Origin of the sequence: Kitasatospora setae KM-6054 (assembly GCF_000269985.1) — a bacterium.
Taxonomy (GTDB): Bacteria; Actinomycetota; Actinomycetes; order Streptomycetales; family Streptomycetaceae; genus Kitasatospora; species Kitasatospora setae.
In genome coordinates this window covers 1,250,319-1,276,157 of the sequence record NC_016109.1, presented here as the reverse complement: position 1 = coordinate 1,276,157, position 25,839 = coordinate 1,250,319, and the positions used below count along the sequence as shown (strand labels likewise).

Below are 25,839 nucleotides of genomic sequence, written 5' to 3'. Positions count from 1 at the left end.
CGCGCCGCCACGCACGTTTCCAGCCAGGGAAGGCGGGCGGCCCGATGACCACCGCCTGGCTCCTGCTGCTCGCGGCATTCCTGCTCATCCTCGCCAACGGCCTGTTCGTGGCCGCCGAGTTCGCGTTCGTGACCGCCGACCGCGGCACCGTCGAACGCGCCGCGGCCACCGGCGACCGGCGCGCCAAGAGCCTGTCCAAGGCCCTGCAGCAGCTGTCCTTCCAGCTCTCCGGCGCCCAGCTCGGCATCACCATCACCTCGCTGGTGGTCGGCATGCTCGCCGAACCGGCGCTCTCCACCCTGCTCGGCCCGGTGTTCACCGCGATCGGCCTGCCCGAGTCGGCGGCCCGCGGCACCGCGGTCGTCGTCGGCCTGGTGCTCGCCACCGTGATCCAGATGGTGATCGGCGAGCTGGTCCCGAAGAACTGGGCGATCTCCCGCCCGATCCAGGTCGCCTACGCCGTCGTCGGCCCGCAGCGGGTGTTCTCCGCCGCCTGCCGGCCGCTGATCTCCTTCCTGAACGGCTCCGCCGACCGGATCGTCCGCGCCTTCGGCGTCGAACCGCAGGAGGAGCTCGGCCACGCCCGCACCGCCGACGAACTCGTCGCCCTGGCCCGGCACTCCTTCCAGGCCGGCGTGATGGACGAGCAGTCCGCCACGCTGTTCGTCCGCACCCTGGGCCTGCGCGAGCTGACCGCCGAGTCCGTGATGACCCCGCGGATCGACGTCGCCGCCCTCCAGGAGGACGCCACCGCCACCGACGTGCTCAACCTGACCCGGGCCACCGGCCTGAGCCGCTTCCCGGTGTACTCCGACAGCCTCGACGAGGTCACCGGAACCGTCACCCTCAAGGACGCGCTCGCGGTCCCGGCCGGGCGCCGCGACCACACCCGGGTCCGCCACCTGGCGGCCCCGCCGCTGCTGGTCCCCGAGACGATGCCCGTCGAGCGGCTGCTCGACCTGCTGCGCGGCCGCGAACCGATGGCCGTCGTGGTCGACGAGTACGGCGGCACCGCCGGCGTCGCCACCATCGAGGACATCGTCGAGGAGGTGGTCGGCGAGGTCCAGGACGAGCACGACCCCGCCGACACCCCCGACCTGCGCCCGCTCGCCCCGCAGGGCGGCCTGCCGGTCTGGGACGCCGACGGCCGGGCCCGGCTCGACCAGCTCGCCAAGATCGGCCTGCACGCCCCCGACGGCCCGTACGAGACGCTCGGCGGCCTGCTCGCCGACCTGCTCGGCAAGCTGCCCGCCGTCGGCGAGCGGGCCCACCTGCCCGGCTGGGAGCTGACCGTGACCGCGGTCGACCGGCACCGCACCAGCCGGGTCGAGGTCCGGCGCGTGCACGAGGACCACGAGGACCACGAGGACCGGGACAACCACCGATGAGCGCCCTGCAACTCGCCTTCTCACTGCTCCTGCTGCTCGGCAACGCCTTCTTCGTCGGCGCCGAGTTCGCCGTCATCTCGGTCCGCCGCAGCCAGATCGAACCGCTCGCCGAGGCCGGCGACAAGCGCGCCCGCACCGTGCTGCACGCGCTGTCCAACGTCTCCGCGATGCTGGCCGCCGCCCAGCTCGGCATCACCGTCTGCTCGCTGCTGCTCGGCGCGCTCGCCGAACCCACCATCGCGCACCTGCTGGAGCCGGTCTTCCACGCCCTCGGCGTGCCCGACTCGGCGATGCACCTGCTCAGCTACGCCGTCGCGCTCAGCATCGTGGTGTTCCTGCACATGGTGATCGGCGAGATGGTCCCGAAGAACCTCGCGCTGGCCGGCCCGGAGAGGGCCGCGCTCTGGCTCGGCCCGCCGCTCGACCGGCTGGCCCGCTGGCTCGCCCCGTTCATCTCCTTCCTGAACGCCTTCGCCAACGGCGTGCTGCGGCTGTTCCGGGTCGAACCCAAGGACGAGGTCGACTCGGTCGCCACCAGCGAGCAGCTGCGGCTGATGCTGACCGACTCCGGCGAGGCCGGGCTGCTCGACGACAGCCGCCGCGAACGCCTGGAGGACGCCCTGGAGATGGGCAGCCGCCCGGTCACCGAGGTGCTGCTGCCGTCCGAGCAGCTGGTCACCGTCGGCCGCGAGGTCACCGGCGAGGAGATCCAGCGGCTCGCCGTCCGCACCGGCTTCTCACGCTTCCCGGTCGCCGACGAGCACGGCACCGTCCTCGGCTACCTGCACGTCAAGGACTCGCTGGAGGCCGACGACCTGAGCTCGCCCGTCCCGGCCCGGCTGTGGCGGCCGATCACCGTGCTGCGCTCCGGACTGCCGCTGGACGACGCGCTCGCCGCGATGCGCCGGGCCGCCGCCCACCTGGCGGCCGTGGTCGACCCGGACGGGCACCAGCTCGGCCTGGTCGCCCTGGAGGACGTGCTGGAGGAGCTGGTCGGCGAGGTCCACGACCCCGACCACCGGCCCCCCGCGCCCACCCAGCGCTGACCGCGGCACCGCACCGCGACGGACGGCCGGCCCCCGTGTCCGCACGGGGGCCGGCCGTCCGGCCGTTCCGGGTGGTCCGTTCGCCCGGGTCAGGCCACGGTCACCGTGACCTGGGTGAAGCCCAGCGAGCCCAGCAGCCCGGTCAGCATCGCCTTGGTGTTGTTCTCCGCGGTCGCCGTCAGCCCGCTCTCCTTCGCCGCCTTGTCGATCTTGTCGACGGCCAGCAGCTCCACCTTGTGCTGGTCCTCCGAGGTGCTCGACGAGAACAGGTCGCCGAGCCGGTCGAACAGGCCGCGCTCCTGCGAGTACATGTACGAGCGCTTCACGTCGAGCGCCGCCCCGGCGAGCTGCCCGTGCGGGATGGTGATGGACGCCGTCCGCCGGTCCTCGGAGACGTGCACCGCGTCCGCCCCGAGCTTCCCGAGGTCCACGTACGCCTCGACGCTGCCCGCGCCCACGTACAGGCTGCGGGTGCCCAGGATCGCCGACGGCAGGAACCTGGCCTCGTTGGCGAGGTCCACGATGACCTGGAAGTCGCCGGTCGCCGCGTTGTAACGGCTCATGTCCCGCACCGACTTGAGGACCGCGGGCTGGCTGCGGTCGACCGTCTTCTCGGCGAACGGGTTCGGCAGGCCCGGCAGCCAGCCCAGGTTCCCCATCGCCAGGAACAGCGCCGCGATCACGGCCAGCGTGACCGGCAGCGAGACGTACCAGGGCACCCGCCGCGCCGACCGGACCGCGCGCGGCCCGTCCGCCGCCCGCTCCGCCGCCCGGCGCGGCGCCGGCACGCCCGCGCCCGCCACGTCGTCCGCGTCCTCCACGTCGTTCGCGTTCTCCACGTCGTTCGCGTTCTTCACGTTCTTCACGTCACCCACGTCGTCCGTGCCCCTCACGTCCTCCGGCCGCTCCGGCCGGCCCTCCCGCGGGCCGCTCACTGGCGGCCGTCGATCAGCTCGCCGTACGCCTGCAGCAGGTCCGGCAGGCGCAGCGTGGCCAGGTCCTCCCGGGAGGGGGTGCCGCGCTGGCCGGAGAGCCGCAGGTCCCGGTACGCGCAGGACTTCTCGTACAGGGTGCGGACGAAGCGGCCGTTGCCGAGCTGGTCGATCCAGCCCTCGGTGACCACGTGCCCGCAGATCGAGGACAGCTCCTCGGTCGCGTCCACGTCCCAGCCGTCGCCGTCGGCCCGCGCCAACTGCAGGCCGATGTCGGTCAGTTCGGCGGGCCGGTAGGAGGGGAAGTCGACCCGGGTGGTGAATCGGGAGTTCAGCCCCGGGTTCGTTGCCAGCAGTCGATTCATGCCGTCCGGGTACCCCGCGAGGATGACGACCAATCGGTCCCGGTTGTCCTCGGCCCGCTTCAGCAGCACCTGCAGCGCCTCGTCGCCGTACGCGTCGCCCTTGCTGTAGCCCGAGTTGGCCAGCGAGTACGCCTCGTCTATGAACAGCACGCCGTCCAGCGCCGAGTCGATCAGCTCGTTCGCCTTCACCGCCGTCTGCCCCAGGAACTCGCCCACCAGGTCGGCTCGTTGGGCCTCCACCAGGTGGTCGCCGGAGAGCAGTCCGAGGGCGTGGAAGACCCGGCCGAGGATCCGCGCCACCGTGGTCTTGCCGGTGCCGGACGGGCCGGAGAACACGAAGTGCCGCTTCGGCGGCTGCACCGGCAGGCCGCGGTCCGCCCGCAGCCGGGCCATCCGCAGCTGCGCGGACAGCGCCCGCACCTGCCGCTTCACCGGGTCCAGGCCGACCATCGCCTCCAACTCGGCCAGCGCCTGGTCCAGTTCCAGCCGGGCGGCCGGCGCCGGGTTCGGACCCGCCGCCGGAACCGCCTGCGCGGCGGGCCAGTTGCCCGGCCGCGGTGGCAACGCCGAGGCGCCGGAGGCCCGTTCGGCCAGCTGCGCCCGCCCGGCCTCGGCCGGCGCCGGGCCGTCGTCCTCGGCGCACGCCTCCTCGCTGACCCCGCCCGAACCGCCGCGGAACTCCACCGGCGCGCCCGGCTCCTCGAACGGCCCCGGCGCGCCGAACCCGCCGCCCGGCGCGCCCGGTTCGCCGTACCCGCTCGGCTCGCCCAGCTCGCCGAAATCGTCCAGCGTCTCCAGCGGAACCGCCGCCGCGCCCCGGTAGCCGCCGAACTCCTCGCCGTCCAGCAGCCCGTCCTCGGCCGCGATCGCCGCCAGCCGCTGCTCGGTGTCCATGAACGCCGGGTCCGCCCGGTGCACCGCCCGGTACAGCGGCAGCGCCGCCGCGCTGCGCCCCGCGCCCTCGTACGCCCGGGCCAGCCAGTAGCGCAGCTCCTTGCGCTGCGGCTGCTCGGAGCGGCAGCGCGCCAGCGAGGCGGCCAGCGGGCGCTGGGCCTGCGCGCACATGTCGAGCCGGACCCGGGCCATCCCGGCGAACAGGCCGGCCTCGATGCCCAGCAGCGGGTCGTCCAGCAGCCGGTCGGTCTCCCGGACCAGCTGCTCCCAGTCCTTCAACAGGTAGGCGCGGCAGGCGTGCAGGAACCGCACCGCGGGTTCCCGCTCCGGCGGCGGGCACAGCGTCAGGGCCTGGTCCAGCTCGGCCAGGTGGCGGCCGTCCAGCCAGTGCGAGGCGTGCGCCAGCGCCAGGTCCTGCGGGGTCTCCAGCACCGGCTGCACCCACCAGCCCAGCCAGTACCAGGAACTGAGCGGGCGGCGGTGCCGCTCGCGCTGCTCGCCGAACCGGTCGCGGTGCCGCTGCATCGCCAGCAGCGCGCCCGCGGTGTCGCTGCGCAGCGCGTGCAGGCCGAGCCAGGCGTCGGCCATGCCCGGGTCGGTGTAGACCGCGGCGCGGAACTCCTCCTCCGCGCGGGCGTACGAACCGGCCGTGTAGGCGTCCATGGCGCGCGACCAGGCGCGGTCGGCGTCCGGATCCGGACCCGCCGCGGCGGGACCCTTGCCGCCGGAACTCTCCACCGTCACTGACGCCCCCCGCCAGAACCATCGGGGCGCTACCTCTGCGCGCCTGCGTGGCATGGTACCGGCGCGGCGCTGATCCGTAAGGGTGCCGCGCGGTTCGAATGGCGCGAGACGATCGCATCCCGGCACGCGGCGGGCGCCCGGGGAGAGGGCAGGACGGCGCCTCCGGCTCACGGGGGAACAAACCGGAGACGCCGTGTCTGTGGTTGCGGATTCAACTGATTTCCGCGACAGGCAGAACTTAAATCCTGATGATGTCGCAGGTCAAGAGCGGTCTACGCGGTTCACTCAGGGTGCTCCGAAGGATTCGCCCGGTGACCCCGTCGATCCGGACGTCGGCGTGCGGACGGCTCGGATCGGCCGCGAAGTGCGCCTGTTCCGCACACGCCCAACCCGCCCAGAACTCGGCCAGTTCCGGACCGTCCCGCAGCTCCCCGCGGGCCCGCGCGGCCGCCTGGTCCAACTCCATCCACAGCAGCGCCGCCAGGTGCGGCCGCACCGCCCGCCGGCCCGCGCCGACCCCCTCCAGCAGCACCACCGGCGCCACCGGCACCTCCCGGTCGCCGCCGAAGGCCCCCGCCGACCAGTCGTACACCGCGTGCCGCCCGGCCGCGCCGCGCGCCAGCGGCTCCAGCACCTGCGCGCGCAGCCGCTCCGTCCAGCCGAACGGCTCCCGGTGCGTCGCCAGGTTGTCCAGGTGCACCACCGGCGCCCCGCCGAGCGCGGCGGACAGCCGCCCCGCCAGCGTCGTCTTGCCGGAGCCCGCGTGCCCGTCCACCGCGACCAGCCGCACCGGCCCCAGCGAGGGCGGCAGCGCGAGCAGGGCGGCGGCCAGCGCGGGCGGGACGGGGGCGGCGGGATCCATCCGGCCAGGGTACGGGTCCGGCCCGGGCGGGCTCGGACGTACGGGGGCTGCTCCCGGAGGGCACCGCGGACGGTGCCCTCGCCAGGACGTCGGACCGGTGGGGCGGTCCGGCTCTCGGTGAACCGCGGAACGGGCCTCGCGACGGAACCGGGCGGGCGTCACGGCCCAGTCGGCGCCCGGGCCGTCCCGGGCCGGGCCCGGCCCGGGCTCAGGCCGCGCGGCGGTCGCGCTGCGCGGGCACGAGCGCGCGCACCGCGCGGTGGGCCCCGGCGTGCGAGAACGGCTGGGTCCGCCAGTCCAGCGCGCCCGGCAGCGCCACCAGGTTGTCCGTCCCGTCCCGCGCCGGGAGCTCCTCGAACTCCGGCAGCTCGGCGGTCGGCGCGCCGGTGCCCCGGCAGATGGCCGGCTGGAACGGGTTCCAGGCGGAGGTCAGCACCGCGTGCTGCGGCAGGCGCTCCTCGTCCCCGATCAGGGCGATCGGGCGGTCGCAGACCGGGCACTGCACCCGGACGCTCTCCCAGGTGTCGGCCGCGCCCGAGTCCGCCCCGAAGGGCGCCTCGGGCGCGCCGGGTTCGTCCTCGACGTCGGAACGCAGGTCGGTGGAAGGCATGGTGATCCCCCTTGGATCGGGCCGGAATCTTCGTCGTCCGGGCCACCAGCAGCACTTCCCAGTGACGGGGTGTCATAACCCTGCGCTCCGGCGCACGGTGATGCACCGGCGGTGTTCCTCGCCACATTCCCTTGGCATGTGCCCCCCGGATGCGCCCCCCGGCGCCGCCTGCGCGGCCCCGGCGCGATCGAGTAGGTTGACGCCTTGTGGAGGAACTAGACCAGCGCATCGTCCAGCTGCTGCTACAGGACGGACGGATGAGCTACACCGACCTGGGCAAGGCCACCGGCCTGTCCACCTCGGCCGTGCACCAGCGGGTGCGCCGCCTCGAACAGCGCGGCGTCATCCGCGGCTACACCGCGATCGTCGACCCCGAGGCGGTCGACCTGGCGCTCACCGCGTTCATCTCGGTCAAGCCCTTCGACCCCAGCGCCCCCGACGACACCCCCGAGCGCCTGGTCGCCCTCCCCGAGATCGAGGCGTGCCACAGCGTCGCCGGCGACGAGAACTACATCCTCAAGGTCCGCGTCCCCGGCCCCGGCGACCTGGAGGACCTGCTGGCCCGGATCCGCACCGCCGCCGGCGTCTCCACCCGCACCACCGTCGTCCTCTCCACCCCGTACGAGGCCCGCCCGCCCAAGCTCTGACCGGCGCCCCGGCCCCGGTCCGGGCCCCGGTGCCCGCGGTGCGAGACTGGACGCCATGACCGAACGCACCGACCGGACCGTGCTGCTGCGCGGCGGCAACGTCTACAGCCCCGCCGACCCCTTCGCCACCGCCATGCTGGTCGAGGGGCAGCACATCGCCTGGGTCGGCAGCGACGGCGCCGCCGAGGCGTACGCCGACAGCGCCGACGAGATCGTCGAACTGGCCGGCGCCCTGGTCACCCCCGCCTTCGTCGACGCCCACGTGCACGCCACCTCCACCGGCCTCGCGCTCACCGGCCTCGACCTCACCGGCAGCGCCTCGCTCGCCGAGGCCCTGGACCGGATCGGCGCGTTCGGCGCGAGCCACACCGGCGGCGCCCTGATCGGCCACGGCTGGGACGAGACCCGCTGGCCCGAGCACCGCGCCCCCTCCCTCGCCGAGCTCGACGCGGCCGCCGGCGGCGCCCCGCTCTACCTCTCCCGCACCGACGTGCACTCCGCGCTCGCCACCAGCGCGCTGCGCGCCCTCGTCCCCGGCCTGGACACGCTCCCCGGCCACGACGCCGCCGGCCCGCTCACCCGCGACGCCCACCACGCCGTCCGGCAGGCCGCGCTGGCCCACCTCACGCCGCTCCAGCGCCGCGACGCCCAGCAGGCCACCCTGCGCCGGGCCGCCGCACTCGGCATCGGCACCCTGCACGAGTGCGCCGGCCCGCAGATCTCCTCCGCCGAGGACCTCGCCGCGCTGCTCGCCCTCGCCGCCGAGACCGACGGGCCCGAGGTCTACGGCTACTGGGGCGAACTCGGCCCCGAGGGCGTCGCCACCGCCAAGCGCCTCGGCGCGGTCGGCGCCGGCGGCGACCTCTTCGTCGACGGCGCCCTCGGCTCGCACACCGCCTGCCTGCACGACCCCTACGCCGACGCCCCGCACACCGGCACCGCCTACCTCACCGCCGCCGAGATCGCCGAGCACGTCACCGCCTGCACCGAGGCCGGCCTGCAGGCCGGCTTCCACGCCATCGGCGACGCCGCGCTCACCGCCGTCGTCGAGGGCGTCCGGGCCGCCGCCGACCAGCTCGGCCTCGACCGGGTCAAGGCCGCCCGGCACCGGGTCGAGCACGCCGAGGCGCTCGGCTACGAGACGCTCGCCGCGTTCGCCGAACTCGGTCTCACCGCCTCCGTCCAGCCCGCCTTCGACGCCGCCTGGGGCGGCCCCGACGGCATGTACGCCGCCCGGCTCGGCGCCGAGCGCGCCGCCGCGCTCAACCCCTACGCGGCGATGCTGCGCACCGGCGTCCCGCTGGCCTTCGGCTCCGACGCCCCGGTCACCCCGCTCGACCCCTGGGGCACCGTCCGGGCCGCCGCCTTCCACCGCACCCCCGAGCACCGGATCTCGGTCCGCGCCGCCTTCACCGCCCACACCCGGGGCGGCCACCGGGCGCTGGGCCACGACACCGATGGCGTGCTCGTCCCCGGCGCGCTCGCCTCCTACGCGGTCTGGGCCACCGGCGACCTGGTCGTCCAGGCCCCCGACAGCCGGGTCGCCGGCTGGTCCACCGACCCCCGCTCCGGCACCCCCGGCCTGCCCGACCTCACCCCCGGCGAGCCGCTTCCCACCTGCCTGCGCACCGTCGTCCGGGGCCGCACCGTCCACCGCTCCTGAAACCCCGGAGTTCCCGGGAGCGGCGGATTTCACCCGAACGGCCCACCTGGGCTCGGCGCGGCGCCGGGCGGGCCATTCGGATGGCCGCATGGCTACTACTGACGATGGTGCGAGACCGATCACGAACACGAGCTGGGACCCGGGGCCGCTGCCGGGCACGGGCGGGGCTGGGCCGGTCAGGAGGAGGACGGAGGGCGGCCTGCCGGGCGGGCCGATCGTCAAGCACACCTGGGAGATGCCCCTGGTGTGGGTGTTCACCGCCGTGGTGATCGCCGCGTCGGTGACCGTCCCGGTGTACGGTCCGCCCCAGCTGACCGCCGTCGCCGGACTGGTCCTGCTGGCCGGTGTCGGGGTGTTCCTCAGCCGCGGCATGCTCTACGCCCAGCAGCGGCTGTCCGGGGTGCGGATCACCCCCGAGCAGTTCCCCGAGGCGCACGCCATGCTCGTCGAGGCCGCCAAGGCGTACGGGCTGCGCAAGGTCCCGGAGGGCTTCGTGGTGCTCGGCAACGGCGTGCTGAACGCCTTCGCCTCCGGCCACGGGCAGCGCCGGTTCGTGGTCTTCAACTCCGACCTGTTCGAGGTCGGCGGCCGGCTGCGCGACCCGGAGGGCTTCCGCTTCGTGCTCGGCCACGAGGTCGGGCACATCGCGGCCGGCCACACCAGCTACCTGCGGATGCTGCTCTCCTCGATCAGCTCGGTGCTGCCCGTCGCCGGGGCCACCCTCTCCCGGGCCCAGGAGTACACCGCCGACAACCACGGCTACAGCCTCACCCCGGACGGCTCCCGCGGCACGACCGTGCTCGCCGCCGGCCGCTACCTCTACCCCCGGGTCGACTTCGACGCGATGGCCGACCGCGGCGCCACCGAGCGCGGCTTCTTCGCCTTCGTCGCCAACGCCGTCTCCTCCCACCCCGTCCTGGTCAAGCGCTTCGCCGCGCTGCGCGACCGCTCCAGACCGGGCCGGCTGTTCCGCTGACCCCGCACCGCCGCACGGCCCGTCCGCCCGCTGACGGGCCGTCGGCCTGCCGGGGCCGGCGGGGGAGTGAGGTACCTTTCCTGGGACGTCGAACGAGGTGGGACCCGCGGGTCCCTTCGCGCGCGCGGAGACGATCCCGAGGTAGAGAGGTGGTGCGCAGGTGGCACTGCCCGTTTCGCACGAGCAGGGCGAACGGCACGAGGAGGAGCCGGCGGCCGCGGAGGCCCCGGCGGCCCCGGCCTCCGCCCCCGCCCGCGGCGGCCGCCGGGGCTGGTGGGCCCGGACCGGCCTGGCCGCGCTCTCCGGCCTCGCCCTGGCCCTCGCCTTCCCGCCCTACGACCTGTGGCCGCTGTCGATCCTCGCGGTGGCCGCGCTGGCCCTGCTGACCCGCGGCCGCCGGGCCCGGCACGGCGCCTGGCTGGGCTTCGCGTTCGGCGTGCCGTTCTTCGTGGTGCTGCTGTCCTGGCTGCGCCCGGTCGGCTGGGACGCCACGGTCGGCCTGTCGCTGATCGAGGCACTGTTCCTGGCGCTGATGGGCGCCGGCCTGGCGCTGACCTCGAAGCTGCGCGGCTGGCCGCTGTGGGGCGCGATGCTCTGGGTCACCCAGGAGTGGATGCGCGACCGGCTGCCGTTCGGCGGCTTCCCCTGGGGCCGGCTGGCGTTCGCCAACACCGCCAGCCCGTTCACGCCGCTGGCCGCGCTCGGCGGCGCCCCGCTGGTGACCTTCGCGGTCGCCGCCAGCGGCACCCTGCTGGCCTGGGCGGTGCTCTCCGCGGCCCGCGCCCGGCGCACCGACACCGAACTGCCGTGGCGCACCGCGGCCGGCGCGGTCGGCGCCGTCGCGCTGGTGCTGGTCGGCTACGCGGTGCCGGTGCCGACCTCGGCCGACGACACCGTGAAGGTCGCCCTCGTCCAGGGCAACGTGGACCGCCCCGGCATGGACTTCCTGGGCCGCCCGATGGAGGTGCTGGACAACCACGCCACCGCCACCGAGAAGCTCGCCGCCGACGTCGCGGCCGGCAAGACCGCCAAGCCCGACGTGGTGATCTGGCCGGAGAACGCCTCCGACCTCGACCCGTTCACCGACCCGGCGGCGTACGCCCGGATCGACGAGGCGGTCAAGGCGGTCGGCGTGCCCACCCTGGTCGGCGCCCTGGTCGACGGCCCCGACGCCCAGCACGTCCAGAACGAGGGCATCGTCTGGGACCCGGCGACCGGCCCCGGCGCCTCCTACACCAAGCAGCACCCGGTGCCGTTCGGCGAGTACGTGCCGTTCCGGCAGGAGCTGTCCAAGGTGATCAGCCGCCTGCAGCGGGTCGCCCGCGACTTCTACCCCGGCGACCACAACGGCGTCATGCAGCTCGGCCCGGTCCGGATCGGCGACGTGATCTGCTTCGAGGTGGCGTACGACGGGATCGTCCGCGACACCGTCAACGACGGCGGCCGGATCCTGGTCGTGCAGACCAACAACGCCACCTACAACAACACCGGCCAGACCGAGCAGCAGCTCGCGATGTCCCGGCTGCGGGCCGTCGAGCACGGGCGGGCGGTGCTGATCGCGGCGACCAGCGGCGTCTCCGCGGTGATCGCCCCCGACGGCACCGTGCAGCAGCGCACCGGCGAGATGGAGCAGGCCGTGCTGAGCGCGCTGGTGCCGCTGCGCGACGGCAAGACCGTCGCGGACCGGGTCGGCGCCGCGCCCGAGTGGGCGCTGGCCCTCGGCGGCGTGCTGGCCTGCGCGTTCGTGGTGGCCGGCGGGGTGCGCCGGCGCCGGGCCGCCCGGAAGGCCGGGGCCGGGGCCGCGAGCGAGACCGCGAGCGAGGCCGCGCACACGGTCTGAGCAGCGGCGGGGCGACGGCCCCGGGGCGCGCCGAGGAACACGGCGGGCCCCGGGGCCGTTGTGCTGGGTGGTGCCGTGGACGCGGCCGGAGAGGCCGGCCGCCGCGGAGAGCACCGCGATGGAGTGGATCCGTACCGTGTCCCAGCAAGCAACCCCGGCCCGCCCGGCCCGCCGCGGCCGGCTCGCCCGAACCGTGCCGCTGCTGACCGTGGCCTGGCTGGTGCTGGAGATCTGGCTGGTCACGGTGGTGGCCGGCTGGATCGGCTGGTTCCTCACCCTGCTGCTGCTGGTCGGCGGCGTCTTCCTGGGCGGCACGCTGATCAAGCGCGCCGGGGCGCGGGCGTTCCGGGCGGCCGTCGAGCTGTCCAGGGACCCGCAGTCCGCGCAGCCGCAGACCGGCACGTCGATGACGGTGCTGGCCGGCGTCCTGCTGATGATCCCCGGCTTCCTCTCCGACCTGCTCGCCGCGACCTTCCTGCTGCCGCCCACCCGCGCCCTGTGGCGCGCCGTCGGCCGCCGGATCAGCGGCTCGGCGCTGCGCTCCACCTCCCCGGTCGGCGCGGACCGGTTCGCCGACGCGGTGCGGCTGCAGGAGCAGCTGCGGATCCACCGCCCCGACGGCAAGGTCGTCCAGGGCGAGGTCGTCGACCCGCCGACCGGCCCGCGCGGCCCGTCCGGCCCGGACACCGACTACCGGCCGCCGATCGCGCCCTGACACCGGCGGTTTGTCTTGCGCCAGTCCGGCGTGCGTGACAGGCGGGAACGCCGAAGGGCCCCGGCGGGGAACCGGGGCCCTTCGGCGTTGGTGCTCTTCGGTGCGGCGTGCGCCGGTCCGCGTCAGGCGGACTTGCGCGAGTCGCGCGGGTGGATCGCCAGGTTCATCCCGCCGGAGCGCAGGACGGCCAGGCGCTCGGCCAGGACCTCCTCCAGCTCCTCGCGGGTCCGGCGCTCCATCAGCATGTCCCAGTGGGTGCGGGTGGGCTTGGTCTTCTTCTCCTCCGGCTCCTCGCCGTCGAGGAGGGCCGCCTCCTGGCCGCAGAAACGGCACTCCCACACCACGGGGATCTCCGCCTCGACCGAGAACGGGACCTCGAACCGGTGTCCGTTCTGACATGCGTACTCGACGGTCTGGCGCGGTGCCAGGTCAATGCCGCGGTCGGTCTCGTAGCTGGTCGCCCCGAGTCGCGTGCCGCGGAGAGCTCGCTCGCTCATGAATCGTGCCTCCCGGGCTTCTTGCCCACACAGGACTAGTGGTCGCTGTCTTCGTCGATGGGTCCAACGCCCGACCTTTGACGAAGATTCCCGGTCGGGACATACGTCGCCTGTCGTGCCGCCCCTGTTTGTACCCATGGTCGCCCGTTTTGTCACATCTGAGCGGTGTTATCACCCGGCGTGTCACATTTTGTGCACGTATGGTCCGTCCGGGTTCGCCGGTCCGACCGGCGCCTCCGGACCCGCTCCGCCACCGGCAATTCCTACCAGACCGGCCGCGAGCGGACCGGAGCGGCCTCCGGCAGCGCCTCCTTGGTCAGGTCGGCCGGCCCGGCCGGAGCCTGCGCGGGCGGCAGCGGCGGGACGGGCGGCACCGGCGACGCGTCGCCGATCCGGGTCGCCCCGGCGGGCTCGCCCGCGAGCGAAGCCGAGACCGGGGCCTCGGCGGGCGCCGCCGTCCGCGGGGCGCGGTGCGGGAGCAGCGCGGCCACCGCGTCCCGCAGCTGCTCCGGGGCGTCCTCGTCCAGCGGGTCGACGGTCACCGGGACCTGCAGCCGGACCGGCCCGGTGGTGCCGATCCGGGCGTAGCCGCGGCCGGGCGGGGTGTGCGCGGCGGGCGCGATGTCCAGCGGGCCGCCCAGCGCGGCCGGGCCGGACTCGGCGTTCACCGGGCCGAGCACCACCCGGGCCCGGGCGCAGGTGCGGACGGTCGGCGAGATCCGGCCGAGCGCGTCCAGCCCGTCCGCGAACACCACCGTCACGCGGGCCGCCCGGCCGTGCCGCAACGGCACCTCCAGCAGCTCCTGCGGGTCGGTGCGGCCCTCGGCGTGCGCCAGCTCGGACAGCTCGGTGACCCGGTCCAGCAGGATCCACAGCGGCCGGGTCACGTCGGCGGGCGCCGCCAGCCCGTGGTGCCGGGCGGCGTTCAGCGCGACCAGCCGGCGCTCGGTCTCCTGCGCGCACCACTCCAGCGCGGCGAGCGCCCCGTGCAGGCTGGTCTCCACCGTGTGCACGCCCGGACGGTTCACCAGGCAGGCGTGCTCGCCGGTGCTCGCCCCGTCCACCACCACCAGGTCGCCGTGCGGCAGCGCCTGCAGCGCGATCGAGCGCAGCAGCGTCGAGGTGCCGTGGCCCGGCGCGCCCAGCGCCAGCAGGTGCGGCTCGGCCGAGCGCGGCCCGACCCGCCACACCACCGGCGGCTGCTGCTCGGTGACGCCGCCCTGCTCGACCGGGATGGTGCGCCGGCTGCCCTCGCCGTCGGTGAAGCCCAGCACGATCTCGCCCGGCGCCGTCACGAAGCGCTGCGCCGCGATGTCGGCCGGCAGCGGCGCCAGCGCCGTCACCCGCAGCCGGTTGGACTCCTCGTCCCAGTCGAAGCGGTACTCCCGGGAGCGCCCCGCCTTGCCCTGCACCACCTGCTCGATCCGGGCCCGGGCGGACGGCTCGGTGTCGGTGAAGTACGCCGGGTAGCCGATCTCCAGCGCGGCCAGCCGGCCGTCCTGGTCGAACTCCCAGTCGCCGAACGCCGCCTTCCAGTCGCCCTCCGGCCGGTACGGCGCGCCCGGGTCGTCGAAGCCGCCGAAGTACGGGGTGAGCGCCGCGTACAGGGCGGGCAGCTTGGTGTCGGCCGGGTCCGGTGCGGGCTCGGCCGGGGTCTTCGGGCGGCGGCCGACCCAGGCGGCCGAGGCGAGCAGCGCGACGATCGCCAGCAGCGGGCCGTGCGGCAGCAGGAAGACGCCGAGCACCACGGCCGCGCCTACCAGCAGCGTCGGGCCGCGCCGCTCCTTCGGGGTGGCCGCCCAGCGGGCCTTCGCCCAGTCGGCGTGGCTGCGCAGGCCGCGGCCGATCAGGGTCAGCGGCGCGAAGACGTCGGCGGCGTGGTCGCCGGCGCTGCGGGCCATCTCGCGGCCGCGGGAGAAGTGGCGGGTGAGGGACATGCGGGCTCCGGGGGCAGGGGGCTGCGGTGGGGACTGCGGGGGAGGGGACGGGGGTGGCAGAAGGCCCGGGGCGGTGGGATCTCCGCGCCCGGGCCGTAAGGAGCAGGGACCGCTCAGAACTTCAGGCCGCCGATCAGGCTGGCCAGGCTCGCGCCGCCCGCCTGGATGCTCGGGGCGATCGAGGAGCCCGCGACGTAGAAGCCGAACAGCGCGCACACCAGGGCGTGCGAGATCTTCAAGCCGTCCCGGCGGAAGAACAGGAAGGCGATCACGCCGAACAGGACGATGCCGGAGATGGAGAGAATCACGGGATTGCTCCTCACGAGGGGCGGGACGATGTAACAGAAAGTGCCTCAATGGTGACAAAAAGTAATAGATGATGGGGGGCGGCAAACGGGTGGATCTCACCCGGGCACCCGCATCGGCGGTATACGTCCCGCTGTTCGGTCGCGCACAGGGCCAGTGGATCGCACCGGCGCACTCAGGCGTCCCCGCGCCGGGCGCGGCCGCGCCCCGCCCATCCGGAATTCGCCCGTACGGCGGTACCGCACCGCGGCCCGGCGCCGTCCGCTAGCGTTCGCGGTGGCACGACCAGACGCGGGCCGGCCCGGACGGCCGGACGCGTGACGGTCCGTACGGCGCGTACGGCCGCTGACCCGGAAGGCGGAACACCCCCGATGACCGACCCCACCGTGCAGGCCGACCCCACCACCGTCGGCACCGGCGTCGACGAGGAGGTGATCGAGCTCGCCGGACGGCTCTTCGACGCCGCCCGCACCGGCGACGCCGCGCTGCTCGCCGCCTACCTCGACGCCGGCACCCCCGTCGAACTCACCAACGACCGCGGCGACACCCTGCTGATGCTCGCCGCCTACCACGGCCACGCCGCCGCCGTCACCGCGCTGCTGGAGCGCGGCGCCCAGGCCGACCGGGCCAACGACCACGGCCAGACCCCGCTGGCCGGCGCCGTCTTCAAGGGCGCCACCGAGGTCGTCGACGCCCTGCTCGCCCACGGCGCCGACCCGACCGCCGGCGCCCCCTCCGCCCTCGACGCGGCCCGGATGTTCGGCAAGGACGAGCTGGTCGCCCGCCTCACCCGCCGCTGACCGGCGGCCGGCCCGCGGCTGGTTCGCCGCCGGTCCGGCGCCCGGTACGGGCCCGCCACCGCAGGTCGGGGCGGGCCCGTACCCTTGGCCGTCATGGAGATCCGCACCACCGGCTTCGGTCACCCCGACGCCCAGCAACTCGCCGCCGACGTCCAGCAGGAGTACGTCCGCCGGTACGGCGACGGCGACCAGACCGCCATCCACGCCGACCACTTCGACCCGCCCGCCGGGCTGTTCGTGATCGGCTACCAGGACGACGGCCGGCCGGTGGCCTGCGGCGGATGGCGCGCCAAGGAGCGCGACGCCGACGGCCTGCGCGACGGCGACGCCGAACTCAAGCGGATGTACGTCGTCCCCGAGGCCCGCGGCCGGGGCCACGCCCGCGCCGTGCTGCGCCACCTGGAGGCCAGCGCCGTCGCCGCCGGCCGGACCAGGCTGGTGCTGGAGACCGGCACCCTGCAGCCCGAGGCGATCGCGCTCTACGTCTCCGAGGGCTACGCCGAGATCGGCAAGTTCGGCTACTACAAGGACCACGAGCAGAGCGTCTGCATGGGCAAGGAGCTGGCCGGCGCGCGGGAGCTGTAACTTTCTCGTCCGCTCGGCCGCTCGGGGCGGCCGCAGGCCCGGTGGCCCGGGCCCGCGGCCGCTTCGTCGTTTCGGTATTCCGCCGCAGGTCGGAGCAGTGGGCGTCGAACGAGAGTCGAACGTCCTTCGAAATTTTCGGAACCCGGTGGGTGGCCCGGGGAGTCGGGGCCGTCCGGCCCGTCGTTGCCGGGCCCGCGCGGCCCGCCGTACGGTCCGGGCACCCCACCCACCCCCCCCGGAAGGACGAACCATGGCTGCACAGTCGCACGCAGCACGCCGTCCCGGGCGAGCCCTCGCCGCGCTCGCCCTCGCCGCCGCCGGCGGACTGCTGGCCGCCGCCACCGTCGGCAGCGGCCCGGCCGGCGCCGCCGGCACCACGCTGCGCGACCTCGCCGAGGCCAAGGGCAGCTACTTCGGCACCGCCCTGACCCAGTCCAACCTGAACAGCTCCACCATCACCGCCATCGCCGGCGCCCAGTTCGACGTGGTCACCCCCGGCAACGAGATGAAGTGGGACACCACCGAACCCTCCGCCGGGAACTTCAACTTCGGCCCCGGCGACCAGATCGTCTCCTTCGCCAAGGCCCACAGCATGCGGGTCCGCGGCCACACCCTGGTCTGGCACAGCCAACTCCCCTCCTGGGTCGGCAACCTGCCCGCCAACCAGGTGCAGGCCGCGATGGAGAACCACGTCACCACCGAGGCCACCCACTACAAGGGCCAGGTCTACTCCTGGGACGTCGTCAACGAGCCCTTCAACGAGGACGGCACGCTGCGCGCCGACGCCTTCTACAACGCGATGGGCACCGGCTACATCGCCGACGCGCTGCGCACCGCGCACGCCGCCGACCCGAACGCCAAGCTCTACCTGAACGACTACAACATCGAGGGCCTGGGCGCGAAGAGCGACGCCATGTACCAGCTGGTCTCCTCGCTCAAGCAGCAGGGCGTGCCGATCGACGGCGTCGGCTTCGAGAGCCACTTCATCGTCGGCCAGGTGCCCGGCAGCCTGAAGGCCAACATCCAGCGCTTCACCGCGCTCGGCGTGAACGTCGCCATCACCGAACTCGACGACCGGATGCCCGTCCCGGCCAGTGCCGCCAACCTCGCGCAGCAGGCCACCGACTACGCCTACGTGGTCAACTCCTGCCTCGCGGTGGCCGGTTGCGTGGGCGTCTCGCAGTGGGGCGTCGGCGACCCGGACTCCTGGATCCCGGACTTCTTCTCCGGCTACGGCGCGGCCACCATGTACGACGCCAACTACCAGCCGAAGGCCGCCTACAACGCGGTGGTGACGGCGCTCGGCGGCACCGGCTCCGGCTCGCCGTCCCCGTCCGCTTCCGCTTCGGCTTCGGCGTCCTCCTCGCCCTCGCCCTCGACCTCGGTGCCGCCGGCCGGGGCCGGGTGCAAGGTGAGCGCCCAGGTCAGCGCCTGGAACACCGGGCTGACCGAGAACATCACCGTCACCAACACCGGCGCCAGCGCCGTGAACGGCTGGAGGCTGGCCTTCACGCTGCCCGGCGGGCAGACCGTCACCAACGCCTGGAACGCGACCGTCAGCCCGGCCGGCGGCCAGGTCGGCGCCAGCAACCTGGCGTACAACGCGGCGATCCCGGCCGGGGGCTCCACCAGCTTCGGCTTCCAGGCCGACCACACCGGGAACGCGGCCGCCGCGACCGGCTTCACCCTCAACGGGGTGGCCTGCTCGGCGGGTTGATCCCGCCCCGGGCAGCAGGGGTGCCCCGGGCCGACCGCCCGGGGCGCCCGTCGGACCAGGACCGGACGGGAAGCGGACCGCGCGAGACGGGGGCGGTCCGCCTTCCGTCCGGATCCGAACCGGCCGCCGCGCGGGCGGCGGCCGGCGGCGCGGTGGGGGCGGTGCGGCGCCCCCACCGCGCGCTCCGTTGCCGTGGGCCGCCGCCGGGTGACACGCCCGGGGCGGAAAACGCCTGGCGGCGGGCGGTGCGGTACGGCAGGGTGGCGGGCGATGACTGACAACGACGAGGGTGTGCGGGAGTCCGGGGACGGCGAGTTGGCGCCCGGAGAGCTGGAGCGGATCGCGGAGCGGCTGGCGCGGGTCGCCGGGGTGGTCGGGGTCTGCCTCGGCGGGAGCCGGGCGCGCGGGGCGCACGGCCCCGGGTCCGACTACGACCTCGGCCTGTACTACCGGCCCGGGGAGCTCGACACCGGCGCGCTGCGCGAGACCGCCGCCGAACTCTGCGGCCGACCGGTCGAGGTCTCCGAACCCGGCGACTGGGGCCCCTGGGTGGACGGCGGCGCCTGGCTGGACATCGGCCCCGCCCGGGTCGACTGGCTGTACCGGGACGTCCGGCGGGTGCGCCACTACGCCGCCGAGGCCCGCCACGGCCGGTACGTCAGCGGCCAGCAGGCCGGGCACCCGTACGGCGTGCCCTCCTACGCGTACCTCGGCGAACTCGCGCTCGCCCGGGTGCTGGCCGACCCCGACGGCGAACTGGCCGCGCTGCGCGGAGAAGTGGCGCAGTTCCCGGCCGAGTTGGCGCGGACGGTGGAAACCGACGCCGGCTGGGAGGTCCCCTTCGCGTTGGCCAACGCCCGCAAGGGCGCCAAGCGCGGCGACGCCGGATACGTCGCCGGCTGCCTGTTCCGGGCCGTCGGACTGCTGGCGCACGCCCTGCACGCGCGGGCCGGGCAGTGGCTGGTCAACGAGAAGGGCGCGATCGCCGAGGCCGGCCGACTGCCCTGTGCCCCACCGGAGTTCGAGCTCCGCGCGCAACGGCTCTTCGCGTTCGGCGGCACCGACCCGGAGAGCCTGGCGGCCGTGCTGGACGCCGCCGACGGACTGGCCGCCGAGGTGCTGGCGGATCGAGCTCCGGCGGAGGGGGTGCCGGCGGATCGAGTTCCGGTGGACGGGGTGCCGGCCGTCCGGGGTGCGAACGGGGGTGGCCGGGATGGGCATTGAGATCGAGCTGTACGCCGAGCGGCCGAACCGCCGCTCCCGCCCGCTGCGCGGCTCCTACCGGAACGGGGAGGAGCTGGCCCTGGTTCTGTCCCGACTTCCGTACGGCGAAGGCCGGTTGGGCCGGGTCAACCCCTACGGGGACACCGCGCTGAACGAGCAGGACGCGGGCGCGGCACTCGCCGAACTGGACGCCCTGGCCGCGCTCGCCCGGACGCCGGGGCAGCGGGAGGCGGTCGAGGACCTCGGGCGGATGCTCGCCGAGTGCGCCGCCACGCCCGGCAGTTGGGTGCTGTTCGTCGGTGATTGAACGGACCGGTGATGACGGAAGGAAAGTGGAGACGATGCGGGTGATCCGCGAACTGGCCACCCCACGGCTGCTGTTGCGCCAGTGGAAGGACACCGACCTGGACCGGTGGGCCGAGCTCAACGCCGACCCCGAGGTGCGCCGCCACCTCGGACCGGTGCTCGACCGGGCGGAGGCCGCCGCCGCACTGGAGCACTTCCGGACGGAGCTGGGCCAGCGCGGCTGGGGCTGGTGGGCGGTCGAACTCCGCTCCGAGCAGCGCTTCCTGGGCTTCGCCGGGCTCGACCCGGTGGACGACGGAATGCCCGTCACCGGCATCGAGGCCGGCTGGCGACTGCACCGCGACGCCTGGGGCCACGGCTACGCCACCGAGGCCGGGCGGGCCGTACTCCACTACGCCTTCGAGGAGTTGGGGCTGCCCGAGATCCTGGCACTGATCGCCGCGGACAACGCGCCCTCGCGGGCGGTCGCCCGGCGGCTCGGCATGGCGCACGACCCGGCGGCCGACTTCCTCGACCCGGACCTGCCGCCCGGGCCCGGACAGCGCGCGGTGGTGTACCGGCTGGCCCGGCCCTGAGCTCTCGGTCGTCGGTTCCGAGTCGTCAGCCCGCCGCGGGCAGCAGCAGGCGGTGGGCGCGGCGGAGCAGGAGGCCGAAGCGGTCCGGGTCGGCGAGGCTGAGCAGGTGGCCGCCCGGGGTGTGGAACAGCCGGGCGGGCGTGCCGGTGGCGCGGACCGCGGCCAGGAAGCGGCGCTCGTCGGCCCGGAACGGCAGGTCGGAGCGGCCGTTGAGGAACAGCGTCGGCGTGGTCAGCCGGGCGGCCAGCGCGAGGAAGTCGTGCCGGCGCAGCTCGGCGACGCCCGCGCTCAGCGCGGGCAGGTGGAAGCCCCCGGCGAGGGCCGCTTCGGCCGACTCCGGCGGCAGCATCCGGCGCAGCGCCCGGGCCTGGAGGCGGGCCGAACGCTCGTGCCCGAGGCGGTCGTTCAGTCGCCCGGCAGCCGCGTACAGGCCGATCCGGCGGCCGGTGGTGCGGGCGGTGCAGGCGTGCAGGAGCAGCCCCGCCGGGCCCTCGGGGTGGCGGGCGGCGTGGGCGAGCGAGACGTAGCCGCCGAGCGACATCCCGGCCAGCAGCGGGCGCCGCCCGGTCGATTCGTACGCCTCCCGGACGGCCGCGTCGACGGCGGCGACGGCCGCGTCCAGGGTGAACGGGCGGTCGGCGAGGGCGCCGTGGCAGGGCAGGTCGGGGGTGCTGACCCGGAACCCGGGGGCGAGCCGGCGGGCGTGCGGGCGCCACATCGTGGCGGACAGCCGGATGCCGTGCACCAGGACCAGCGGGGGAGCGCTGTCCGGCCCGAACACCGTCAGGCCCGGGGTGAGTCGGCGCCCGGTCACCGGGCCTCCCGCGCCGGGTCCCTCAGCATGTGCTCCTGGAGCAGGCCCAACACGTCGGCGGCCCGGCCGAGTTGCTCGGGCGGGGTGGCGCCGAACGCCTCGGCCAGCAGGCCCCGGCGGGCGGACCGGATCCGTTCCAGCGCCCGGCGGCCCTCCTCGGTGATCGCGATCACGGCGGACCGGCCGTCGGCCGGGTCGGTGCGGCGGACCACCAGCGCGTCGGCGCGCAGCCGGCGCAGCTGCAGCGAGACCGTCGAGACGTCCACCCGCAGGCACTCGGCGATGTCGGAGACCCGCTGCGGGCCCGCCGCCGCGAAGTGCTCCAGCAGCCGCAGCGCGCTGGCCGGCATGTCGCACCCGGCCTGCCGGGCCACCTCGGCGCGCACGTGCCGGCTCTCGCTCCACCGGACCAGCGCGGACAGCGCCGCCTCCAACCGCGCCAACTCCGGTGCGGCGGCGGACGGCGGGGGCGGGGTCGAGGTCATCCGCCCAGCCTACCCGGCCGCTTCGTCGGGTCGGCAACTGGCCTCCCGGCCTGGGCAGTTGCGATCGCGCCTCGCCCAATGCTTTGATGTGTCAAATCACTTGGGGCAGCGGAGGGGAACCATGGCCACGGCAGTGATCACCGGCGGGACGGACGGCATCGGCCGCGCCCTCGCCACCACCTACCTGCGGCGCGGACACCAGGTCCTGGTCGTCGGGACCGACCCGGCCAAGGGCGCGGCCTTCCGCGCCGAAGCCGACCGGGCGGGCGCCGGCGAACGCGCCCGCTTCCTGACCGCCGATCTCGGCCTCGTCGCCGAGAACCGCCGCCTGATCGACCACGTCACCACCCACTACCCGGCGGTGGACGTCCTCGTCCTCGGCGCCCGCTACCACCGCTCCACCCGGACCGAGACCGCCGACGGCCTGGAGAGCAACTTCGCCCTCTACTACCTCAGCCGCCACCTGCTCTCGCACGGCCTGCTGCCCCTGCTGCGGCGCGCCGCGAACCCAGTGGTGCTCAACTTCGGCGGCGCCGGCCAGACCGGCCCCGTCCGCTGGAACGACCTCCAACTGCGCCACGACTACCCCGGCACCGGCGCCCTCGGCCACGGCGGCGCCCTCTGCGACCTGCTCGCCGCCCACCTCGCCCACCTGCACCCCGACGTCCCCCAGGTGGTCAACCACCCCGGCCCCACCGCCACCAGCTTCGCCGGCGAGTACGACCCCGCCACCGCCGCCCACGTCCGCCGCCTGCGCACCCACGGACGCCCCGTCGCCGAAGCCGTCGCCCAGATCCTCCCCCACCTCGACAACCCCGCCCCCGGCCTCACCGCCGTCCTCGAAGGCCGCCGCGTCCGCACCGACACCCCCGCCTTCGACCCCGCCGCCGCCCTGCGCCTGCACACCGCCACCGAGCGACTGCTCGCCGCGCTCTAGCCGTTCCGCCCCGGCCTGCGCGTTCATTCGGCGTCCAGTGGCCGGGGGCAGGATCGGCGGCTACGGCGGCAGGGGAGGGGCGGGGCGGATGGACCAGGGGCGGTTCCCGGGCGGTGGTGTCGGCGGTGGCGGTGGCGGTGGCGGCGGTGGGGCCGGCGGCGGGGCGCTGCGGCGGGTGGTGCACGCGGCCCGGCGGGCCGGCGACGCGGTGGCCGTCTTCGAGGAGGCCGCGCCCGTCCTGGCCCGGACCCTGCCGTTCGACGTCTGGGCCGGCGTCCTGCTGGACCCGGTCACCCTGTTCAACGTCGGCGGCAGCTTCCGGCACGGCGTCGGCGCCGCCTGGCTGCCCCGGATGCTGGACATCGAGTACCGGGAGGGCGACGTCAACCTGATGCCCCAACTCGCCCGCCAGGAAGCCCCCGTGGGCAGCCTGGCGACCGCCCTCGACGTTCGCATGGGTTGATCCCCCTTGTCGCATCGACCCCGGCCCCGAGAAGCCCCCCGGGCCGGTGTCACCACCCTCCTCCCGCCGCCCGGCCCGCGAACATCCCAGAAACCTGGTGCCTTCCGGGGCCGGGCCCTCAGCCCGCCCGGACCTGGTGGTCGGGGCGGCCGGTCGCCGGGTCGAGGGCGACGACGAAGACCTCGCCGCCCTCGGTGGCCAGCCTGATCCGGTCGGGGCCGTCCCACTGGGCCGAGGCGAGGGCGTTGTCGGGGGCGTCGCCGTTGAAGTAGCCGACCCGCCAGCGGTGCGCGGTCAGGCCGGAGCCGACGTCCACCGAGACCCACCAGAGTGGATCGATCACCGCGGTGCCCTCGTGGATCACCAGGCTGCGGTCGGATCGGCCGGGGGCCGGGCGGTCCGCGGTCCGGTGCGGGGCGCTGCCGAAGCCGAACAGGGCGAGGGGCGAGACCAGCAGCGCGCCGCCGAGGATCGGGACCAGCAGCAGCGCCCTCGTCCCCCGGGAGCGGAACCCGACCAGGACGGCGAGGACGATCAGCGCCAGCACCGCGGCGCCGTACGGCAGCGGGTGGTGGAAGACCTCGATGAGCACCACCAGTCCGCCGTTCCGGGCGGCCCGGGCGGCGGCGTAGACCAGGGCGATGAGCAGCAGTGCGAGCGCGAGCAGTCCGCCCGCGATCGCCCGCCGCCCGCGCTGCCACCGGCCCGGCCGGCCCGGCTGGTCCGGCTGCTCCGGGGGGACGTGCGCCCGGGCAGGCGGTGCGGGGTGGGGCGGTGCCAGGTGGGTGGGGGGCGGCGGTGGGCCCGCCGTCTTCCGCGTGGTGCTGTCCTCGGAGGTCGGTTCCCCCGTTGCCCGTCCGTTCCCGTCCACAGCACCGTCCCCAGTCATGGCACCCCCGCCGAGTCGATCGATCCGGGGGCACAGGCTACGGCTTTGGCCCGCCGGTCCGGGGACGGACCGTGGAACCTGCCCGACCGGCCCCCTGCTGCCGGAGGGCGGGCGGGGGCCGGTCGGGGTGGGGCGGGTTGGGACGGGGTCAGAGGAGGGTCGACCAGTAGAACCAGAAGCGGTTCAGGATGAGGAGGAGGATCACCAGGTAGGCGGCGGTGGGGACGAGCCACTGGTGGCGGAGGGCGGCGAGGCGGCGGACGGGGGCGGGGGCGGGGAGGAGGCCGGTGCGGAGGTTGTGGACGGTGGTGGACCAGAAGGCGGTGAGGACGACGGCCCAGACGACCATGCAGTAGGGGCAGAGGGCGCCGATCTCGTACAGGGCCTGGTCGATCAGCCAGGCGACGAAGCCGAGGCCGAGGAGGGTGCCGGCCTGGAGGGAGAGCCAGAACCAGCGGCGGTACGCGGCGCCGGCGAGGAGGCCGGCGCCGATCGCGGAGAGGGCGCCGAAGGCGGCCAGGCCGATCAGCGGGTTGGGGAAGCCGAACGCCTCGGCCTGGGCGGTGCGCATGATCGAGCCGCAGCTGATGATCGGGTTGATGTTGCAGCTGGGCTGGTAGGCCGGGTTCTGCAGCAGCTTGATCTTGTCGAGGGTGAGGACGGCGGAGGCGGCCAGGCCGATCAGGCCGGTCAGCAGCAGCGTCCAGGCGTGGCCGCGGGAGGCGGGGACCGGGGTGCGGGTGGCGGAGGTCATCGGGTCACCCGCCGGTGGTCTGCCGGACCAGGGCGGTGAACTGTTCGCCGGTGACCGGCTTGCCGTCCTGGCCGATCACGGCGAGGGTCCTGCCGTCCAGCTTGACGGTCGGGGTGCCGGAGACGCCGCTCTTGTTGAACGCGGTGGAGACCTTCGCCGCCCAGCCCTTGTAGGTGCCGTCGGTGACGGCCTTGGTGAACGCCTCGGTCTTCAGGCCCGGGACCTGGCCGGCCAGGTCGAGCAGGTGGTTGACGTCGCCGAAACCGTCCTCGGTCTCGGACGGCTGGTTGGCGTACAGCACGTCGTGGAACGCCTTGAACTTGTCGACGCCCTCGTTCAGCGCCGCGCCCGCCGCGGCCAGCGCCGCCTTGGAGCCGCTGCCGCCCAGGTTGTTGTCCAGGAACGTGGCCAGGTGGTACTCGATCTTGTAGTCGCCCTGGTCGGCGAGCTGCTGGACGGTCTGGCCCGCCGAGGTCTCGAACACCTGGCAGACCGGGCAGCGGAAGTCCTCGTACACGGCCAGCGTGTGCGGGGCGTCGGCGTTGCCGTACACGACGACCGTGTCGTCGGTGGCGGAGGTGTGGGCGGGCGCGACGACGGCTGCGGCGGACGCGGAGCCGTCGTCCTTCGAGGCGGTGGACACCGCCAGGGCGGTGCCGCCCGCGATCACCGCCACCGCGGCGGCCACCGACACGGCGACGGTCAGGCCGCGGCGGCGCTTGGCCGACCGGGCCTCGGCCCGCCGGGCCCGCTGGAGGCGCTCGCGGGCGGTGGTGTCGTTCTTCTTCGGGTCAGGGGTGCTGGTCATCGGGATCCGTCGTCTCCTCGGCACCCGTCCGTCCGCCCGGCCGGTGGCGAGAAGAGCACG

The 25,839-nt window shown here is 75.0% G+C and carries 27 protein-coding genes; 15 read left to right on the top strand and 12 right to left on the bottom strand.

Features of this window, described 5'->3' with window-relative positions:
* Positions 1–44 precede the first annotated feature (44 nt).
* Both KSE_RS05620 and KSE_RS05615 read left to right on the top strand, forming a co-directional pair.
* Positions 45–1,388 (top strand): hemolysin family protein, encoded by a 1,344-nt coding sequence (locus tag KSE_RS05620; protein ID WP_014134307.1) that lies wholly within the window; start codon positions 45–47, stop codon positions 1,386–1,388.
* Positions 1,385–2,434 carry a hemolysin family protein gene (locus tag KSE_RS05615; RefSeq protein WP_014134306.1) on the top strand — a complete coding sequence of 350 codons (1,050 nt, stop codon included), beginning with the start codon at positions 1,385–1,387 and terminating at the stop codon, positions 2,432–2,434. The genes KSE_RS05620 and KSE_RS05615 overlap by 4 nt, the downstream gene beginning before the upstream one ends.
* Before the next feature lie 89 nt (positions 2,435–2,523).
* Here the strand turns inward: KSE_RS05615 and KSE_RS05610 are convergent, their stop codons facing one another.
* From KSE_RS05610 to KSE_RS05595, 4 genes are all read right to left on the bottom strand, one after another.
* Positions 2,524–3,309 carry a DUF4230 domain-containing protein gene (locus tag KSE_RS05610; RefSeq protein ID WP_014134305.1) on the bottom strand — a complete coding sequence of 262 codons (786 nt, stop codon included), beginning with the start codon at positions 3,307–3,309 and terminating at the stop codon, positions 2,524–2,526.
* Positions 3,310–3,365: 56 nt separating this feature from the next.
* Positions 3,366–5,288 (bottom strand): AAA family ATPase, encoded by a 1,923-nt coding sequence (locus KSE_RS05605; RefSeq protein WP_202523528.1) that lies wholly within the window; start codon positions 5,286–5,288, stop codon positions 3,366–3,368.
* A gap of 319 nt (positions 5,289–5,607) precedes the next feature.
* Positions 5,608–6,231, bottom strand: coding sequence for a uridine kinase family protein (locus KSE_RS05600; protein ID WP_014134303.1), 624 nt, complete (start codon positions 6,229–6,231; stop codon positions 5,608–5,610).
* A 208-nt stretch (positions 6,232–6,439) separates the two neighbouring features.
* The gene (locus tag KSE_RS05595) at positions 6,440–6,841 is read right to left on the bottom strand and encodes a hypothetical protein (protein ID WP_014134302.1); all 402 of its coding nucleotides are present in this window, start codon (positions 6,839–6,841) and stop codon (positions 6,440–6,442) included.
* A 206-nt stretch (positions 6,842–7,047) separates the two neighbouring features.
* On the opposite strand from KSE_RS05595, the gene KSE_RS05590 reads away from it, so the two are divergent.
* The 5 genes from KSE_RS05590 to fxsA all read left to right on the top strand — a co-directional run bounded on the left by KSE_RS05590 (position 7,048) and on the right by fxsA (position 12,682).
* Positions 7,048–7,488 carry an Lrp/AsnC family transcriptional regulator gene (locus KSE_RS05590; RefSeq protein WP_014134301.1) on the top strand — a complete coding sequence of 147 codons (441 nt, stop codon included), beginning with the start codon at positions 7,048–7,050 and terminating at the stop codon, positions 7,486–7,488.
* Positions 7,489–7,543: 55 nt separating this feature from the next.
* Entirely contained in the window at positions 7,544–9,151 is a 1,608-nt protein-coding gene (locus KSE_RS05585) for an amidohydrolase (RefSeq protein WP_014134300.1), read from the top strand.
* 235 nt (positions 9,152–9,386) lie between these two features.
* Positions 9,387–10,127, top strand: coding sequence for a M48 family metallopeptidase (locus tag KSE_RS05580; protein WP_106437601.1), 741 nt, complete (start codon positions 9,387–9,389; stop codon positions 10,125–10,127).
* Between the two features lie 160 nt (positions 10,128–10,287).
* Entirely contained in the window at positions 10,288–11,967 is a 1,680-nt protein-coding gene (lnt, locus tag KSE_RS05575) for an apolipoprotein N-acyltransferase (RefSeq protein WP_014134298.1), read from the top strand.
* A gap of 136 nt (positions 11,968–12,103) precedes the next feature.
* The gene (gene fxsA / locus KSE_RS05570; RefSeq protein ID WP_231873124.1) at positions 12,104–12,682 is read left to right on the top strand and encodes an FxsA family membrane protein; all 579 of its coding nucleotides are present in this window, start codon (positions 12,104–12,106) and stop codon (positions 12,680–12,682) included.
* Between the two features lie 122 nt (positions 12,683–12,804).
* Here the strand turns inward: fxsA and KSE_RS05565 are convergent, their stop codons facing one another.
* The 3 genes from KSE_RS05565 to KSE_RS05555 form a co-directional block, all read right to left on the bottom strand.
* Positions 12,805–13,179, bottom strand: coding sequence for an RNA polymerase-binding protein RbpA (locus tag KSE_RS05565; protein ID WP_014134296.1), 375 nt, complete (start codon positions 13,177–13,179; stop codon positions 12,805–12,807).
* Between the two features lie 263 nt (positions 13,180–13,442).
* Entirely contained in the window at positions 13,443–15,116 is a 1,674-nt protein-coding gene (locus KSE_RS05560; RefSeq protein WP_014134295.1) for an FtsK/SpoIIIE domain-containing protein, read from the bottom strand.
* Between the two features lie 113 nt (positions 15,117–15,229).
* Positions 15,230–15,424, bottom strand: a complete 195-nt coding sequence (locus tag KSE_RS05555; protein WP_014134294.1) for a hypothetical protein — start codon at positions 15,422–15,424, stop codon at positions 15,230–15,232.
* Between the two features lie 369 nt (positions 15,425–15,793).
* Here KSE_RS05555 and KSE_RS05550 point away from each other — a divergent pair, with 369 nt between their 5' ends.
* From KSE_RS05550 to KSE_RS05525, 6 genes are all read left to right on the top strand, one after another.
* Entirely contained in the window at positions 15,794–16,222 is a 429-nt protein-coding gene (locus tag KSE_RS05550) for an ankyrin repeat domain-containing protein (protein ID WP_014134293.1), read from the top strand.
* Between the two features lie 93 nt (positions 16,223–16,315).
* The gene (locus tag KSE_RS05545) at positions 16,316–16,807 is read left to right on the top strand and encodes a GNAT family N-acetyltransferase (RefSeq protein ID WP_014134292.1); all 492 of its coding nucleotides are present in this window, start codon (positions 16,316–16,318) and stop codon (positions 16,805–16,807) included.
* A gap of 250 nt (positions 16,808–17,057) precedes the next feature.
* A complete protein-coding gene (locus tag KSE_RS05540; RefSeq protein WP_014134291.1) occupies positions 17,058–18,524 on the top strand; it encodes an endo-1,4-beta-xylanase in 1,467 nt (488 codons plus the stop codon).
* Positions 18,525–18,794: 270 nt separating this feature from the next.
* Entirely contained in the window at positions 18,795–19,748 is a 954-nt protein-coding gene (locus tag KSE_RS05535) for a nucleotidyltransferase domain-containing protein (RefSeq protein ID WP_014134290.1), read from the top strand.
* A complete protein-coding gene (locus KSE_RS05530; RefSeq protein ID WP_033258558.1) occupies positions 19,738–20,055 on the top strand; it encodes a hypothetical protein in 318 nt (105 codons plus the stop codon). The genes KSE_RS05535 and KSE_RS05530 overlap by 11 nt, the downstream gene beginning before the upstream one ends.
* Positions 20,056–20,089: 34 nt before the next feature.
* Positions 20,090–20,629 (top strand): GNAT family N-acetyltransferase, encoded by a 540-nt coding sequence (locus tag KSE_RS05525; protein WP_014134288.1) that lies wholly within the window; start codon positions 20,090–20,092, stop codon positions 20,627–20,629.
* Positions 20,630–20,654: 25 nt separating this feature from the next.
* Here the strand turns inward: KSE_RS05525 and KSE_RS05520 are convergent, their stop codons facing one another.
* Positions 20,655–21,443 (bottom strand): alpha/beta fold hydrolase, encoded by a 789-nt coding sequence (locus tag KSE_RS05520; protein ID WP_014134287.1) that lies wholly within the window; start codon positions 21,441–21,443, stop codon positions 20,655–20,657.
* Positions 21,440–21,928, bottom strand: a complete 489-nt coding sequence (locus KSE_RS05515) for a MarR family winged helix-turn-helix transcriptional regulator (RefSeq protein ID WP_014134286.1) — start codon at positions 21,926–21,928, stop codon at positions 21,440–21,442. Before KSE_RS05515 ends, KSE_RS05520 begins: the two co-directional genes overlap by 4 nt.
* Before the next feature lie 121 nt (positions 21,929–22,049).
* Between KSE_RS05515 and KSE_RS05510 the strand changes: the two genes are divergently transcribed.
* On the top strand, positions 22,050–22,865 hold the full coding sequence (locus tag KSE_RS05510) for an SDR family NAD(P)-dependent oxidoreductase (protein ID WP_014134285.1): 816 nt from the start codon (positions 22,050–22,052) through the stop codon (positions 22,863–22,865).
* Between the two features lie 88 nt (positions 22,866–22,953).
* Positions 22,954–23,328, top strand: coding sequence for a hypothetical protein (locus tag KSE_RS42710; protein WP_014134284.1), 375 nt, complete (start codon positions 22,954–22,956; stop codon positions 23,326–23,328).
* A gap of 118 nt (positions 23,329–23,446) precedes the next feature.
* Here the strand turns inward: KSE_RS42710 and KSE_RS05500 are convergent, their stop codons facing one another.
* The 3 genes from KSE_RS05500 to KSE_RS05490 all read right to left on the bottom strand — a co-directional run bounded on the left by KSE_RS05500 (position 23,447) and on the right by KSE_RS05490 (position 25,779).
* The gene (locus tag KSE_RS05500) at positions 23,447–24,199 is read right to left on the bottom strand and encodes a hypothetical protein (RefSeq protein WP_014134283.1); all 753 of its coding nucleotides are present in this window, start codon (positions 24,197–24,199) and stop codon (positions 23,447–23,449) included.
* 166 nt (positions 24,200–24,365) lie between these two features.
* On the bottom strand, positions 24,366–24,971 hold the full coding sequence (locus KSE_RS05495) for a vitamin K epoxide reductase family protein (protein ID WP_014134282.1): 606 nt from the start codon (positions 24,969–24,971) through the stop codon (positions 24,366–24,368).
* A 4-nt stretch (positions 24,972–24,975) separates the two neighbouring features.
* Positions 24,976–25,779: a DsbA family protein gene (locus tag KSE_RS05490; RefSeq protein WP_033260439.1), complete on the bottom strand. Its 804-nt coding sequence runs from the start codon at positions 25,777–25,779 to the stop codon at positions 24,976–24,978.
* Positions 25,780–25,839: the final 60 nt, after the last annotated feature.

Coding starts and splice junctions, on each gene's coding strand:
- KSE_RS05620 (WP_014134307.1), top strand. CDS start 45: ATGACCACCGCCTGGCTCCTGCTGCTCGCGGCATTCCTGCTCATCCTC.
- KSE_RS05515 (WP_014134286.1), bottom strand. CDS start 21,928: ATGACCTCGACCCCGCCCCCGCCGTCCGCCGCCGCACCGGAGTTGGCG.
- KSE_RS05580 (WP_106437601.1), top strand. CDS start 9,387: ATGCCCCTGGTGTGGGTGTTCACCGCCGTGGTGATCGCCGCGTCGGTG.
- KSE_RS05585 (WP_014134300.1), top strand. CDS start 7,544: ATGACCGAACGCACCGACCGGACCGTGCTGCTGCGCGGCGGCAACGTC.
- KSE_RS05605 (WP_202523528.1), bottom strand. CDS start 5,288: ATGGACGCCTACACGGCCGGTTCGTACGCCCGCGCGGAGGAGGAGTTC.
- KSE_RS05615 (WP_014134306.1), top strand. CDS start 1,385: ATGAGCGCCCTGCAACTCGCCTTCTCACTGCTCCTGCTGCTCGGCAAC.
- KSE_RS05595 (WP_014134302.1), bottom strand. CDS start 6,841: ATGCCTTCCACCGACCTGCGTTCCGACGTCGAGGACGAACCCGGCGCG.
- KSE_RS05545 (WP_014134292.1), top strand. CDS start 16,316: ATGGAGATCCGCACCACCGGCTTCGGTCACCCCGACGCCCAGCAACTC.
- KSE_RS05535 (WP_014134290.1), top strand. CDS start 18,795: ATGACTGACAACGACGAGGGTGTGCGGGAGTCCGGGGACGGCGAGTTG.
- KSE_RS42710 (WP_014134284.1), top strand. CDS start 22,954: ATGGACCAGGGGCGGTTCCCGGGCGGTGGTGTCGGCGGTGGCGGTGGC.
- KSE_RS05600 (WP_014134303.1), bottom strand. CDS start 6,231: ATGGATCCCGCCGCCCCCGTCCCGCCCGCGCTGGCCGCCGCCCTGCTC.
- KSE_RS05525 (WP_014134288.1), top strand. CDS start 20,090: ATGCGGGTGATCCGCGAACTGGCCACCCCACGGCTGCTGTTGCGCCAG.
- KSE_RS05510 (WP_014134285.1), top strand. CDS start 22,050: ATGGCCACGGCAGTGATCACCGGCGGGACGGACGGCATCGGCCGCGCC.
- KSE_RS05540 (WP_014134291.1), top strand. CDS start 17,058: ATGGCTGCACAGTCGCACGCAGCACGCCGTCCCGGGCGAGCCCTCGCC.
- KSE_RS05565 (WP_014134296.1), bottom strand. CDS start 13,179: ATGAGCGAGCGAGCTCTCCGCGGCACGCGACTCGGGGCGACCAGCTAC.
- KSE_RS05495 (WP_014134282.1), bottom strand. CDS start 24,971: ATGACCTCCGCCACCCGCACCCCGGTCCCCGCCTCCCGCGGCCACGCC.
- KSE_RS05490 (WP_033260439.1), bottom strand. CDS start 25,779: ATGACCAGCACCCCTGACCCGAAGAAGAACGACACCACCGCCCGCGAG.
- KSE_RS05530 (WP_033258558.1), top strand. CDS start 19,738: ATGGGCATTGAGATCGAGCTGTACGCCGAGCGGCCGAACCGCCGCTCC.
- KSE_RS05560 (WP_014134295.1), bottom strand. CDS start 15,116: ATGTCCCTCACCCGCCACTTCTCCCGCGGCCGCGAGATGGCCCGCAGC.
- KSE_RS05550 (WP_014134293.1), top strand. CDS start 15,794: ATGACCGACCCCACCGTGCAGGCCGACCCCACCACCGTCGGCACCGGC.